Source organism: Rhizobium sp. BK529 (assembly GCF_014194105.1).
GTDB lineage: Bacteria > Pseudomonadota > Alphaproteobacteria > Rhizobiales > Rhizobiaceae > Rhizobium.
Map to the genome: position 1 here is coordinate 528,423 of NZ_JACIAU010000002.1, position 13,341 is coordinate 541,763.

13 protein-coding genes are annotated in these 13,341 nt (G+C 60.2%); 5 read left to right on the forward strand and 8 right to left on the reverse strand.

The annotated features are described in order from the left end of the window. Window positions 1-23 precede the first annotated feature (23 nt). The gene (locus FHX08_RS19455; RefSeq protein WP_132655207.1) at window positions 24-782 is read right to left on the reverse strand and encodes an alpha/beta hydrolase; all 759 of its coding nucleotides are present in this window, start codon (window positions 780-782) and stop codon (window positions 24-26) included. Window positions 783-828: 46 nt separating this feature from the next. Further along, window positions 829-2,604: a cytochrome c biogenesis protein DipZ gene (locus FHX08_RS19460; RefSeq protein WP_132655452.1), complete on the reverse strand. Its 1,776-nt coding sequence runs from the start codon at window positions 2,602-2,604 to the stop codon at window positions 829-831. Window positions 2,605-2,834: 230 nt separating this feature from the next. Here FHX08_RS19460 and FHX08_RS19465 point away from each other — a divergent pair, with 230 nt between their 5' ends. The 5 genes from FHX08_RS19465 (at window position 2,835) to FHX08_RS19485 (ending at window position 7,128) form a co-directional block, all read left to right on the forward strand. Then, window positions 2,835-3,203 carry a DUF488 domain-containing protein gene (locus FHX08_RS19465; RefSeq protein ID WP_245508311.1) on the forward strand — a complete coding sequence of 123 codons (369 nt, stop codon included), beginning with the start codon at window positions 2,835-2,837 and terminating at the stop codon, window positions 3,201-3,203. Between the two features lie 137 nt (window positions 3,204-3,340). Continuing rightward, entirely contained in the window at window positions 3,341-4,375 is a 1,035-nt protein-coding gene (locus FHX08_RS19470) for an alpha/beta fold hydrolase (protein WP_132655211.1), read from the forward strand. Window positions 4,376-4,489: 114 nt separating this feature from the next. Further along, the gene (locus tag FHX08_RS19475) at window positions 4,490-5,230 is read left to right on the forward strand and encodes a response regulator (RefSeq protein ID WP_132655213.1); all 741 of its coding nucleotides are present in this window, start codon (window positions 4,490-4,492) and stop codon (window positions 5,228-5,230) included. Beyond that, a complete protein-coding gene (locus FHX08_RS19480; protein WP_132655215.1) occupies window positions 5,227-6,552 on the forward strand; it encodes an ATP-binding protein in 1,326 nt (441 codons plus the stop codon). Before FHX08_RS19475 ends, FHX08_RS19480 begins: the two co-directional genes overlap by 4 nt. Window positions 6,553-6,711: 159 nt before the next feature. After that, window positions 6,712-7,128 (forward strand): organic hydroperoxide resistance protein, encoded by a 417-nt coding sequence (locus FHX08_RS19485; protein ID WP_132655217.1) that lies wholly within the window; start codon window positions 6,712-6,714, stop codon window positions 7,126-7,128. 544 nt (window positions 7,129-7,672) lie between these two features. Here the strand turns inward: FHX08_RS19485 and FHX08_RS19490 are convergent. From FHX08_RS19490 to phnC, 6 genes are all read right to left on the reverse strand, one after another. Further along, a complete protein-coding gene (locus FHX08_RS19490) occupies window positions 7,673-8,632 on the reverse strand; it encodes a S1C family serine protease (RefSeq protein WP_132655219.1) in 960 nt (319 codons plus the stop codon). A 123-nt stretch (window positions 8,633-8,755) separates the two neighbouring features. Beyond that, window positions 8,756-9,565, reverse strand: coding sequence for a PfkB family carbohydrate kinase (locus tag FHX08_RS19495; RefSeq protein WP_132655221.1), 810 nt, complete (start codon window positions 9,563-9,565; stop codon window positions 8,756-8,758). Between the two features lie 30 nt (window positions 9,566-9,595). Further along, the gene (phnE, locus tag FHX08_RS19500) at window positions 9,596-10,450 is read right to left on the reverse strand and encodes a phosphonate ABC transporter, permease protein PhnE (protein ID WP_132655223.1); all 855 of its coding nucleotides are present in this window, start codon (window positions 10,448-10,450) and stop codon (window positions 9,596-9,598) included. A gap of 3 nt (window positions 10,451-10,453) precedes the next feature. Continuing rightward, window positions 10,454-11,374, reverse strand: a complete 921-nt coding sequence (gene phnE, locus FHX08_RS19505; protein ID WP_132655225.1) for a phosphonate ABC transporter, permease protein PhnE — start codon at window positions 11,372-11,374, stop codon at window positions 10,454-10,456. A 67-nt stretch (window positions 11,375-11,441) separates the two neighbouring features. After that, complete coding sequence (gene phnD, locus FHX08_RS19510; RefSeq protein WP_132655227.1) at window positions 11,442-12,356, reverse strand: phosphonate ABC transporter substrate-binding protein; 915 nt, start codon at window positions 12,354-12,356, stop codon at window positions 11,442-11,444. 56 nt (window positions 12,357-12,412) lie between these two features. Further along, window positions 12,413-13,234: a phosphonate ABC transporter ATP-binding protein gene (gene phnC, locus FHX08_RS19515; protein ID WP_132655229.1), complete on the reverse strand. Its 822-nt coding sequence runs from the start codon at window positions 13,232-13,234 to the stop codon at window positions 12,413-12,415. Between the last annotated feature and the right edge of the window lie 107 nt (window positions 13,235-13,341).

A 13,341-nucleotide genomic window follows, 5' to 3' on the forward strand; every position in this document is an offset into this window, starting at 1 on the left:
TCCGGCTGCCGCCAGCGACCTGCTTATTTGCCTGCTTCCCTGGCCGCCTTTTCGATTACATCCGCGACCTTTTCCGGCTGAGACGCGAAGACTGCATGACTGCCTTTGATCTCGGTGACATTGCTTCCGGCGCGCTTTGCCATATCCCTCTCTAGATCGGGATTGATCGAGCGATCTTCCGTGGCAACGATCGTCCAGCTCCTTTTGGTCTTCCAGGCCGGATCGTTCACCTTTGCGGAAAATGCTTCCTTCGAGGCAAAGACCTGCGACTTTGCCAGGAACGCGGCCTCGTCCTTCGGCAGGTCGGCGGCAAAATCGTTGGCGAAGGCGGCTGGGTCGAGATAGAGGTACTTGCCGTCCTTCGTCTCGCGAATGTTCATGCCACCGGCAGGCTTCGAGCTGGCGAGGCTGATAAGGCTTTCGCCCTTGTCCGGCTGGAAGGCCGCTACATAGACGAGGCCCGCGACATTAGAGCTGTTGCCGGCTTCGCTGATCACCATTCCGCCATAGCTGTGGCCGACAAGCAGGGTCGGGCCGTCCTCCAGATCCAACACCCGATTGGTCGCCGCGACATCATCGGCAAGCGATGTGATCGGCTCCTGGACAATCGTGACGTTGAAGCCGCGCCGTTCGAGGATTTCGGTTGCCTGACGCCAGCCGGAACCGTCGGCGAGCGCGCCGTGGACGATGACGATGTTTTTCACCTCGGCTGCCTGGGCCGCGAAGGCGATGACACTGGTGGCGAAAGCAAGCGCGAGAGTGGAAAGATAGCTGCGTTTCATGGTGTTTGCTCCTGTCGTTTGAGGTTGGGATGGGAGGGTAATTGGTTCAGCCGAAGGTGAAGGCATAGGCCTGGACACCGGGGTCGAGGAAGCGGATCTCGAAGTCGCGCGCTTTCACCTCGCCGGACTGGCGTACCAGCTGATAGAGTTTCGTCGAGGTCACGGCGCCGTTTCCATCGGCATCGATATCGCTGCCATGATCGGCGCCTGGCGCCTTGCCGTCGATTGTCACTTGGAAGCGGACGGGCTTGCCGTCAGTGTCAGGTCCGAGGACGAGATGCAGGTCGCGGGCGCTGAAGCGGTAGGCAATGCCACCGCCTGCCTGATCGAGCGTGGCCTCTTCGGCACCGACGGTCCACTTGCCTGACAGACCCCACTGATTGAGACTCGGCTGCTTGATCGAATAATCGCTGGGGGCATCGGCGCGCATGCTTTCGTTGGATGCAAAGCTGGTGGCCTGCTGATAACCGATATAGGTTTCGCCCGAGCGGATATGCTTCAGGTCCGGGCTTGCTTCTGCGCCCGTCGCATCCGGTGTGACCGGCGCGCTCTCGGCCATTTCGCTGCCGGCTTCGCGCAGCAGGTCCTGGATCGCTTGTTCGGTCTGGCGGTAGTTGCCTTCGCCGAAGTGGTGTTCACGGATCTGGCCTTTGGCGTCGATCAGGTAATGGGCTGGCCAGTAGCTGTTATCGAAGGCACGCCAGATCTTGTAGTCGTTGTCGATGGCGACCGGATAGCCGATCTTGAAATCGCCAATCGCTTTTTTGACATTGTCGACCTTCTTTTCGAAGGCGAATTCCGGGGCGTGTACGCCGATCACCACCAGGCCCTGGTCTTTGTACTTTTCGGCCCAGGCGCGGACGTAGGGAATGGTGCGGATGCAGTTGATGCAGGAATAAGTCCAGAAATCGACGAGCACCACCTTGCCGCGCAGCTGTTCCATCGTCAACGGCTGCGAGTTCAGCCATTCGACAGCGCCATCGAGCGACGGGGCAGGCCCTTCGACGGGCAGGTCGCTGTGGAAAGGCTTATTGGCATCGGCAAGGCCAATCATCTTGTCGTTGCTTGCGACTTCAGACGGCGCGCTGCCGCTCGGCCGCACGTTCAGCCTGTCGAGCGCGGCTTGTTCGAAGGAAGCGGTGCTGGCATAGGAAAGCTGCGAGAGCAGGCCGGTGTCGAGGCCGAGCGTGATAACGGTGACGCCCGCAAGCACGGCAGCTCCAAGCCCCTGGCGAATGCGCTCGCTGACGCCGAGCGACTTCTTCATGCCGGCAAAAATCTTCCCGCCAACAGAAAGCGCAATGGCCAGTGAAGTGGCCGCACCCGCAGCGTAGGCAAGCAACAGGAATGTCGTCTGCAGATTGGCGCCTTGGAGGGCGGCACCTGTCAACACCAAACCGAGGATCGGCCCGGCGCAGGGCGCCCAGAGCAGGCCGGTTGCGACGCCGAGGATGAGCGCGCTTGCCGCCGTCGGTGCGGAACCGGCCTTGCCGGAAGCGTTCAGCAGCCGATTGCCGAAATCGACGACCGGCTGAGTGATGAAGCTTGCGATGCGCGGCGAAATCAGGCTGGCGCCGAAGACGGCAAGCAAAGTCAGTGCGGCAAGGCGACCATATTCATTGGCGTTGATCGCCCAGCTTCCGCCGACGGCGGCAAGCGTCGCAACAAGCGCGAAAGTGGCAGCCATGCCGATCAGCATCGGCAGCGTGCTGCGCACGAAGGGCTGTCCGGCACGCGCGAAGACGAAGGGCAGAATGGGGAGGATGCAGGGGCTGACTATGGTCAGCGCCCCTCCGAGATAGGCAATGATAAGAAGGGTCATCATCGTTTCCTTGAAACCGGGTGATCGGGCTGGACGGCGATGCCGGCTCGACCAGCAACGGGGGCCAATCTGGTCGAAGCGATGTATCTCGGATGTGTCCGGTTCTGTGGCAATATGTACCGAAGTGTAGGAGGCGCACGGATCATGGCTGCGCTATCTTTCCTCCATAACTGCCATATCGCCGGGATATTGCCGGCAGAGACGGTCGGCCTAGCATGGAGGATGCGAAGATGGTCAAAGCGGAAGCCATAAAGCTGAAGCGCGCCTATGCGGCCAGGGCTGCTGCGGATGGCGCCAGATTGCTGGTCGATCGCATCTGGCCGCGCGGCCTCAGCAACAAGCGCGCTGCACTCGATGCCTGGATGAAGGATGTGGCTCCAAGTGCAGAGCTCCGCCACTGGTTCAATCATCAACCGGATCGCTGGGAGGAGTTCCGAACGCGCTACACGGACGAGCTTCGACATAAAGAGGAGGAGGTGAAGCTTGTGGCGGATTTTGTGAAGAGGGGCACTGTCACCCTGCTTTATGCCGCCCGCGACGACGAGCACAACAATGCCGTCGTGCTTCGTGATTTCCTCATGCACCGCAAGTCCGATTGAGGCGGCGGCGAATTGTATCAGAACGTATCCAGGGCGCCGGCTGCTACATCCGCATGCAATAGAAGCGGATGCCCGAAACATCGGGGATACATGCCGGCTGTTTTCTCCCTGCCATCAACTCGAAATGGAGAGAGCCAATGTCCAGTGAAATCAATTTTCAGCGTCGTCGTTTCCTCGGTGTCGCAGCCATGACCATGGCTGCGGTCGAATTCGGCCTGACGAGCGCCGCACGCGGTCAGTCGCAGGTCGCTGCCGTCAAGGCGGGTTCGCATATATCCTTCGCGCCGCTGAAGCAGATCAAGGCCGGCGTTCTGAATGTCGGCTATGCGGAAGCCGGCCCTGCCAATGGCCCGGTCGTGCTGCTTCTCCACGGCTGGCCTTACGATATCTACAGCTTCGTCGATGTGGCGCCTGTGCTTGCCGACGCTGGTTACCGCGTATTGATCCCCTATCTGCGCGGCTATGGTACAACCGAATTCCTCTCCGCCGATACACCGCGCAATGGCCAGCAGGCTGCTATCGCTTCCGATATCATCGCCTTCATGGACGCACTTGCTATCGAGCGCGCCGTCATCGGCGGTTACGATTGGGGTGGCCGGACCGCAGATATCCTGGCCGCCCTATGGCCGGAGCGCTGCAAGGCGCTCGTCTCCGTCAGCGGTTATCTGATCGGCAGCCAGGAAGCCAACAAGAAGCCGTTGCCACCGCAGGCCGAGCTTTCCTGGTGGTACCAGTTCTATTTCGCCACCGAGCGCGGCCGCGAGGGCTATGAGGCTAACCGCCATGATTTCGCAAAGCTGATCTGGAAGCTTGCCTCGCCGCAGTGGAACTTCGACGACGCGACATTTGATCGCTCGGCCAAGGCTTTCGAAAACCCTGACCATGTGGCCATCACCATCCACAATTATCGCTGGCGTCTCGGCATTGTGGACGGTGAGCGGAAATATGACGATCTCGAAAAGAAGCTAGCTGCCTTCCCTGTTATCACCGTGCCGACCATCACCATGGAAGGCGATGCCAATGGCGCACCACATCCGGAACCTTCGGCCTATGCCAAGAAATTCACCGGCAGGTATGAGCATCGCACCATATCAGGCGGCATCGGCCACAACCTGCCGCAAGAAGCACCGCAAGCCTTTGCCCAGGCCATTCTGGATGTCGATCGCTTCTGACATCTGTCGGGGCTGCCGCGAACGGAATTCCTGTTTCGCGGCAGCCGATTCAGAGTCAAAAGGGAGTAGCGAATCTGTTTGCGCCCGATTGATAGAGGATCCGAAAGTCTAAAGATGGAGCATGTCGACCATATTCTGATCGTCGATGACGACCGTGAAATCCGAGAGCTGGTTTCAAGCTATCTGAAGAAGAACGGACTTCGCACGAGCGTTGCTGCCGATGGCCGCCAGATGCGCAGCTTTCTCGAGGCGAATACGGTCGACCTCATTGTGCTCGATGTCATGATGCCCGGCGATGACGGGCTCGTGCTCTGCCGCGAGTTGCGCGCCGGAAAACACAAGGCGACGCCGATCCTGATGCTGACCGCCCGCAGCGACGAGATGGATCGTATCATTGGGCTCGAAATGGGTGCAGATGATTATCTGCCGAAGCCTTTTGCCGCGCGTGAACTTCTGGCCCGCATCAAAGCCGTCTTGCGGCGTACCCGCGCCTTGCCGCCGAACCTGCAGATCTCTGAGGCGGGTCAATGGCTGCGCTTCGGCGATTGGCGCCTCGATACGGTCGGCAGGCACCTCCTCGACAAACAGGGAACGGAGATCGCGCTGAGCGGTGCCGAATACCGGCTTCTGCGCGTCTTTATCGATCATCCGCAACGCGTGCTCAACCGCGATCAGCTTCTCAATCTCACACAAGGCCGCGATGCGGAGCTCTTCGACCGTTCGATCGATCTCCTCGTCAGCCGTGTGCGCCAGCGGCTGGGGGATGACGCCCGCGAGCCGACCTATATCAAGACTGTGCGCAGTGAAGGTTACGTCTTTTCCGTTCCGGTGGAGATCGAAGAGGCGAGGTCATGAGTGCGGGTGCGGTTCTTCGATCCCGCTTCTGGCCGAGCACCCTGCGGGCTCGGCTTTTCCTTATCCTGCTTTTGGGTCTGGCAATTGCCTATGGCCTGTCCTTCACCGTGCTCTTCGTCGAGCGCTCCATGTCGGCCAAGGCCGTTATGCTCGGTACGCTGGAAAGCGACGTCGCAACCTCGATTGCCGTTCTCGATCGGCTACCGGCAGATCAGCGGCCTGACCTGCTCGACCGCTTGAGTCGCGGCAATTATCGTTTCGTGCTCGGACCGGGCCTTCCCGGCGTGCCCGACAATTCCAGCAAGGGCCGGGAAATTGGCGGCCGGATCGAGGAGGCGATCGGCGGCACCTATCCGATACGCATGGAATCCATCCCTGGCGACATCAGCCGTTTGCAGGCGCATTTGACGCTAAGCGACGGAAGCCCGCTGACGATCGATATCACGCCGCGGCCCCCCATGCCGATTGCAGCATGGCTGCCCTATGTGCTTGCCGTCCAGATGCTGATGCTGGTGCTCTGTACGTGGTTTGCCGTGCGTCAGGCGATCCGCCCGCTCGGGGCGCTTGCGGCGGCGGCCGATGCCCTTGACCCGACCAAGAAAGATGCACCGCTCAGCGAGCGTGGCCCGAGCGAGGTTGCGCATGCGGCACGGGCCTTCAATGCAATGCGAGAGCGCATTGCGCATTATCTGGAAGAGCGCGTGCAGATTCTGGCGGCGATCTCTCATGACCTGCAGACGCCGATCACCCGGATGCGGCTGCGTGCCGATATGGCCGACGATTCTCCCGAGAAGGACAAGCTGGTGCGCGATCTCGGCGAGATCGAACGGCTGGTGCAGGATGGGATTGCCTATGCCCGCAGTGCTCACGGCAATGGCGAGAAGTTTTCGCGCATCGACTTGTCGTCCTTCATCGACAGCATCGCCTATGATTACCAGGACACCGGCAAGGCCGTCAGCGTCGTCGGCCTCGTCCAGGGCGTCGCATCGACCAAGCCGCATGCGCTTCGGCGCATTCTCACGAACTTCGTCGACAATGCGTTGAAATTTGCCGGTGCCGCTGAAATCAGCGTCGAGCAAAAAGGCGAGGAGGCAATTGCCATCACCGTGATGGATCGCGGCCCCGGTATTCCGGATGCGATGCTAGAGGCCGCGATGCAGCCTTTCTTCCGGCTGGAGCAGTCGCGGAACCGCGAGACTGGCGGTACTGGCCTCGGCCTAGCAATCGCCCAGCAATTGGCCGCCGCGATCGGTGGGTCGGTGCGGCTCTATAATCGCGAAGGCGGCGGACTGGCGGCGGAAGTCACCATTCGCGCCAACTGATTTTTCCGCTGATTTGTATAAGAAAATGTCCGCATAGACTGTCGCTACGCTTTGATACAGTTCGGCCGATTTTAGAAACATAGGGGATACGTCGGACTGTCAAAAACCACTCCGTCACCAGATGTCGCAGATAGCGATAGCAAACCAAGGAGTGCTCTCATGACGACGATTGAAAAGGTTCTCTATACCGGCAGGACCCATACGACAGGCGGCCGCGACGGCGCCGCGCGCAGCAGCGATGCGCAGCTCGATGTGAAGCTTTCGCCTCCGGGCAGTGCCCATGCCGGCACCAATCCCGAACAGCTCTTCGCTGCCGGCTGGTCGGCCTGCTTCATCGGCGCGATGGGCCTGGCTGCCGGCAAGCGCAAGCTGAGGCTTCCCGCTGATACGGCTGTTGACGCCGAGGTCGACCTCGGCATGACCGGCGACGCCTATTTCCTGCAGGCGCGCCTCAATATCAGCCTGCCGGGTCTGGAGCCGGAGGTCGCCCGCGCGCTGGTCGACGAGGCGCACCAGACTTGCCCCTATTCGAAGGCGACGCGCGGCAACATCAATGTCGAGCTGAACCTTGTGTAAACGGTCCGGATACGAACTCAGCGCAGCTTGCCTGCGTCCACGGAGGTTTCAATGAAAAGGGTCATCATCTGCATTCTGGGAGCGGCTGTGTTTGCAGCGCCCTGTGTTTACGACGCCTTCTCTACGGAGCCGTCTGCTCTTCAGGGGTTGCTTGCGGCGACATCGACCGTGCCCGGATCTTCGTGACATGATTTGATGCGATGTCGCTGAAGTAGCGAGCAAGGCACCCGCCCTCAGGCTGGTGCCTTTGTTTTTCTGCGGTTTTTCCGCACAAACCAGGGCATTAATACGGTCGTGCGTATTACGAATGCATGCCAAAACCGGCTTCGGACAGTCGGGCAAACCGGACGTTGCCTACCGCTCCGAAGATCGTGTGCGTTAGCTCGATGCCTTCATCGAGAAGATGGGGATCAAGTTCGCCCCGAATTTATCGCCGAGATCGAGGTGCGGAGGCTCGTTGCATAGGCAGCAGGATCAATGCCGCTGCTGGAGAACGAAGGCGAGCTTCGACTTCGTTCTCTTCTCTGTCTGGCGATCGTCAATACTAATGTATTCTTTTCGAAGGGCGAACGGTGCGCCGTTCGATCCGGCCCGCGACGGAAAAGATCAGCACATCGACGTCCGTATCGATCGTCGACCCGTCCAGAAGTCGGACGACGTCGTCAATTCCCGATACCGGTTGACCACCAATAGCGAGCAGATAATCGCCTTCGCGAAGGCCGGCTTTCGCAGCAGGACCCGCGTCTTCGACTCGGCGCAGGCGCACTGTCGTGCGCTGCGGAACGCCGGCCTCAAGCGCAATGCGTCGATGCAGGTCGACCGTATCGGCGGCAATGCCGATATATCCGCGGCGGACCTCGCCGAAGCGCAGGATTTCCGACACGACATGCTTGGCGGTATTCGAGGCGACCGCAAAGGCAATGCTTTGAGCACCTTGGATGACGGCGGTATTGACGCCGATGACCTCGCCGGTCGAAGAGACCAGCGGACCACCCGAATTGCCAGGATTGAGTGCTGCATCGGTCTGGATGATATCTTCCATCAGCCGGCCGCTGGCGGCACGCATGGAGCGCCCGAGCGCAGAAACGACGCCGGCCGTAACGGTCCATTCGAAGCCGAGTGGATTGCCGATGGCGACTGCAATATGCCCGCGCTTCAACTTTTTGGAGTCGGCAAGATGCGCCCAGGCGCCGGACCAGTCGTTGGCTCGGATCAGGGCAAGGTCGGTATCCTCATCGCGTCCAAGCACGCGGCCTTCGACGACGACACCATCAGGGGTTTTGATGGTGACGGACTTCGCATCACCGACGACGTGATTGTTGGTGACGACGAGGCCATCCGGCGAGATGGCGAAGCCGGAACCATGCCCCGCCCGCCCGCCAACGCGTTCAATACGGCTGACCGCCGGGCCGACCATATCGACCGCATTCGACACCGTTTCAGAATAGGCGTCCAGCAGCCCGGCGTCGGACGACGGCTGGATGTCACGATCAATGAATCCCATGAAATCTCCTCCGACGCGTGAAGCGTCGACGTTGAGGAACGGCAGCGACTGCTGATGGCAAAGGGCTGTCAGTTCGACAGGTGAACAATGGAGATCATCAGGTGAGATCTGCAGGCGTGTCTTTCAAGGGCCGGCATGTTCGGAGGCTGCGAGGCGCGCCGCCGCGGCTTTGCAGCCGGCCAATGCTGCCGAGCTGGCATCGAGCCCTCCGATCATGGCATCAATGTAACCGCCGGCAAAATAGTCTCCGGCTCCCGTCGTATCGCGCACCGGGGCGGCGCGCGGCACGTCGACGATAACCTGGTCTTGGCCAGTGACGATTTCGATAGGTTGCATACCACTCGTCAGGACGAGAGTTTCGAGCCGCGGCTCTGCTATCTCGGCAGCTGTCTGCCAGGCGGCTTGTGCTGCACCTTTCATGTCTGAACGCGAAGCGATGAGAACATTCGCGGGTCGGCGCTCGGCAAAGAGCGGATATTGCGACACCACCCGATCGAAATCATCTAGTTGCCGCAGCGCGGTGGCACTCATGGCGCGCGCATTGAGATAGACCAGCGAGGCATCGACTTGCGGCAAGGCCTCGATGCCGGGCCTGCGGCGACCGGCCGGCGCGATGATGGTGCGTTCGCCATTGATGTCGACAAGGATCTCCACTGATGGCGTCGTGCCGGGCACGAGGTCGACAAAATCGGTATTGAAGCCACGCTTGCCAAGATTCTTCAGATAGGCGCGTCCTTCATCATCATCATAGAGGCTGGCAACTAGAACGACTTCGTGGCCGAGATCTAGCAGAACCAGTCCGGTATTGAAGCCGCCGCCGCCATAGCGTTTTTCGATCGACTGGCAGGAGAGCCTCCCGCCCGGCACAAGCGGCCGGTCGAGCCACCAGATCCGGTCCACATTGGCGTTACCGACCACCATTACCCTAGCCATTCAATTTCCCTTGCCACGCTCTTCCGTTGCCTAGCGCACACTGTCGTTCTTGCCAATGATCTTGCCGCGCAGCCAGGCGGAGGTAAGGTCGATAGCGTAGACGACGGCGACGATCAGGAAGATGATCGTCCAGGCTTCCGGCCAGCGATAGGCGGCAATGCGATCCGCCAGCAGAAAACCGATGCCGCCGGCGCCGACGATGCCAAGGATGGTCCCGGAGCGGGTATTGGACTCGAAATTATAGAGCATGATCGACAGGATCACCGGCATGGCCTGAGGCATGATGGCAAGCCGGATGGTCTGCAGCGGTCCGCCGCCAGAGGCCAGGACGCCATCGACGGGTTTGCGCGAGGTGTTTTCGATCGCTTCCGAAAAGAGCTTGGCGAATGTGCCGATTTCCGAGACGGCGATGGCGAAGACGCCCGGAAGCGGGCCGAGGCCGAAGGCGCGGATGAAGATCAGCGCGAGCACGATCTGCTCGACGGCGCGCAGCGCATCGAAACCGCGGCGGGTCGACAGTCGCACCCAGCCGAGCGGCATGATGTTCTTCGCACCGAGAAAGGCGAGCGGAAAGGCGACGAGCGCCCCAAGCAGCGTTCCGAGAAACGCCATCGAGATCGTCTGGCCAAGGCCGACGAGCACATCGCTCCATTCCTGCCACGTCGTCCAGATATAGGGCGGGAACATGAAAGAGAAGATCATCCCGAGCCGCGATAGGCCATTCAGAATGCGTGCAGGCGAGAAGTCGAAGAGATAGAAACCGGCAATGAGCGGCAGGATCAGGGCAGCCGCGCCGGCATAGCGCATCAACCGTACGCGCGGCGACACCTTGAAGGCGTCCGGTACGCGCTGCCGAAGTTCGGAGAGAGAAGAGGCGTCTGTCATGTCTCAGATACTCCGGCTTTCAAAGCCGATGATGCGATGGCGCAGTTTCTCGCTCAGGAAATCGATGATCACGACGGTGACGAGGATGATGACGAAGAGCGCCGAGAGATCGGTATATTCCTGAAGCGACATAGCCGTGCGGATCTCCTGGCCGAGGCCGCCGGCGCCAACATAGCCGATGATCGAGGAGGAGCGGACATTGATCTCGAAACGCAGCAGCGTGTAGCTGATGATATTGGGGATGACCTGGGGGACGACGCCATAGCGCATCTGCTGGAACCAGGTGCCGCCCGAGGCCTTGACGCCTTCCAGCGGCCGCATGTCAATATTCTCGTTGACCTCTGAATACAGCTTGCCGAGCGAACCCGTTGCATGCGTGGCGATCGCCAGCACACCGGCAAGCGGCCCGACACCGAAGCAGAAGACGTAGATCAGCGCCCAGACGATATCCGGAACCGTGCGAATGACCTCCAGATAACGACGGGAAGCGATCAGCAAAAAACCGTTGGGGCTGAGGTTGCGAGCAGCCGGGAAGCTCAGGGTGAAGGCGCCGACGACACCGAAAAACGTCGCGACATAGGCGATCAGGATCGTTTCGCCGAGCAGTTCCAGCCAGACCGGCCAGCGCCAGAACCATTCGGCAAGGTCAGAGCCGAGTGTCTCGATGCGCAGGTGCGGCAAGGTCTTGTAGAGATATTCGCCGAGCCGGGGTAGTGACGCCCATAATTTCCAGGTGGTGATGCGTTCGCCAGAGGGCAGATTGACCTCGGTCATGTCGAAGAAGCCACCCGTCCAGGCCGTCAGCAGCACCGCGGCGGCAAAGACCGCGACTGAAACAAGCTGCATGATTTTGGTGCGACTGCGGATGCGATGGTATTCGGCCTCGAACTGGCGGATGGCGATAGAGGGCGATGCTGTCGTCATGTCTGATCCCGGTCGTGGGAGCGCCAGAGGGCGCGGCGCTCCCGTTGTTTGGCGTCGGTGGAAGATATCAGCCGTTGCGGCGTTGCTTCTTCAGCCAGTCGCGCATGTCGACGATCCACTGGTAACGCTGGTGATTGACATCGACATACCCCTTGGAGGTGGAGTTGTCGCCACCGCTCATTTCCTTGAAGGCGTCGGGCGCCTTTTCAGGCGTTGCCTTTACCGCCGCCTTGACCTCGGCGATCATGTCGGCCGGCAGGTTCGTGCGGGTTGTGAAGGGACCGTTGGTGATCTCAGGCGACTGCCAGATGCGGCAGATCTCGCCCTTCGGGATCATGCCCTTGGATTCCATGCGCTGCGGTATGCCGCTGATGTCGTTGTTGATATAGGTCGCCGCAGCATCGAACTGCTTGTTGGCAACCGCCATCACGCCGGTCTCGTGTGCGCCGGAGAAGGGAATGGCAGAGAAGAAGGTCTTAGGATCGTAGCCTTGCTTAACGAGGTTATAGTAGGGCACGGCGTAGCCGGAGGTCGAATCCGGATCGGCGAAGGCGAGAACCTTGCCCTTGAGGTCGTCGACCGACTTGTAGCCGGAATCGCAGCGAACGGTGACGACGGAATAGTAGCCGGTCGAGCCGTCCTGTTCCTGGCCGGCGAGCAGCGGCTCAACGCCACCATTGGTCTCGGTATAGGCGGCAGCATAGGCCGAGGAGCCGAGGAAGGCGAATTCGATCTGGTCGGATGCAAGCGCCTGGATGACGCCGTCATAATTGCCGGCGGTGAAGATCTCGACCTTCACGCCGAGTTCCTTTTCAAGATACTGCTGGAAGCCGACGCGGCGTGCGATACGGTCCTTTTCGTTCTCGCCCGAGAGAACGCCGAGGCGGATCGTCTTGTACTGGTCTTTCCAGCCGTCGGCGTGGGCCTCGCTGGAAAGGGCAAGCGCAGCCGTTACGGCCGCAAGCATGAGGACGTTTTTCATTCCAACTCTCCTGTTGCAAAAAGAAGCCCGCGGCCTGGCGCCGCCGCGGGCGAAACTCATACCGCCTGGTAAACCTTTTCTTTTGTGGCTCGACCTGCGTTGAATGAGGTGGATGTCACGGCCTCGTCGATTTCTGCGTCGTAATCGTCGGTACCGTAAATTTCGCGGACCCGCTCCTGGGTCAGATCCGCCGGCGCGCCGTCAAAGCGCACCCGCCCGGCCCGCATGGCAATGATGCGTTCGCAATAGTTCCGGGCAGTATCGAGCGTATGAAGATTGACCAGAACGGTAATGCCGTCCTCGCGGTTGATCTTACGCAGCGCCTCCATGACCCGCGTCGCATTGGCCGGGTCGAGCGAGGCGATCGGCTCGTCGGCAAGCATGATCTTCGGGTTCTGTACCAGCGCCTTGGCGATGGCCACGCGCTGCTGTTGTCCGCCCGACAGGGTACCGGCCCGCTGCAGCGCCTGCGGCACGAGGTCGAGCCGGTCGAGTGCGCGGATTGCCATCTCCTTTTCCTCGTCCGTGAAACGGCGAAGCATGGAAGAGATAAAGCCGTGCTGGGCGACGCGGCCGATCAGCACATTGGTCAGCACATCCATGCGCTCGACCAGATTGAACTGCTGGAACACCATGGCGCAGGAGGCGCGCCAGAGGCGCAATTCACGGCCGCGCAGCTTGGTAATGTCCTTGCCGTCGAACATGATGGTGCCCGATGTCGGATCGACCAGGCGATTGATCAGCCGGAGCAACGTCGACTTGCCGGCGCCACTGCGACCGATAATGCCGACCATTTGCCCGGCATCGATCGAAAGATTTACATCGTCGACCGCGTGTGTTTGACCGAATTTCTTCCTGAGAGAGTGAAGTTCAAGCACCGGAAAACCTCTGCTTGTCAGAAACGCCAAAGACGAACCTGAATTATACTTAATATCAGTCTATGAAATAAAATATAACATTCCAATGTGACAGTTTTATTAAGTAA

What these genes read in the sequence shown, in the direction of transcription:
- FHX08_RS19470 (WP_132655211.1), top strand. Translation starts at nt 3,341, where the DNA reads ATGTCCAGTGAAATCAATTTTCAGCGTCGTCGTTTCCTCGGTGTCGCA.
- FHX08_RS19475 (WP_132655213.1), top strand. Translation starts at nt 4,490, where the DNA reads ATGGAGCATGTCGACCATATTCTGATCGTCGATGACGACCGTGAAATC.
- FHX08_RS19455 (WP_132655207.1), bottom strand. Translation starts at nt 782, where the DNA reads ATGAAACGCAGCTATCTTTCCACTCTCGCGCTTGCTTTCGCCACCAGT.
- phnD (WP_132655227.1), bottom strand. Translation starts at nt 12,356, where the DNA reads ATGAAAAACGTCCTCATGCTTGCGGCCGTAACGGCTGCGCTTGCCCTT.
- FHX08_RS19480 (WP_132655215.1), top strand. Translation starts at nt 5,227, where the DNA reads ATGAGTGCGGGTGCGGTTCTTCGATCCCGCTTCTGGCCGAGCACCCTG.
- FHX08_RS19485 (WP_132655217.1), top strand. Translation starts at nt 6,712, where the DNA reads ATGACGACGATTGAAAAGGTTCTCTATACCGGCAGGACCCATACGACA.
- FHX08_RS19460 (WP_132655452.1), bottom strand. Translation starts at nt 2,604, where the DNA reads ATGACCCTTCTTATCATTGCCTATCTCGGAGGGGCGCTGACCATAGTC.
- phnE (WP_132655223.1), bottom strand. Translation starts at nt 10,450, where the DNA reads ATGACAGACGCCTCTTCTCTCTCCGAACTTCGGCAGCGCGTACCGGAC.
- FHX08_RS19490 (WP_132655219.1), bottom strand. Translation starts at nt 8,632, where the DNA reads ATGGGATTCATTGATCGTGACATCCAGCCGTCGTCCGACGCCGGGCTG.
- FHX08_RS19495 (WP_132655221.1), bottom strand. Translation starts at nt 9,565, where the DNA reads ATGGCTAGGGTAATGGTGGTCGGTAACGCCAATGTGGACCGGATCTGG.
- FHX08_RS19465 (WP_245508311.1), top strand. Translation starts at nt 2,835, where the DNA reads ATGGTCAAAGCGGAAGCCATAAAGCTGAAGCGCGCCTATGCGGCCAGG.
- phnE (WP_132655225.1), bottom strand. Translation starts at nt 11,374, where the DNA reads ATGACGACAGCATCGCCCTCTATCGCCATCCGCCAGTTCGAGGCCGAA.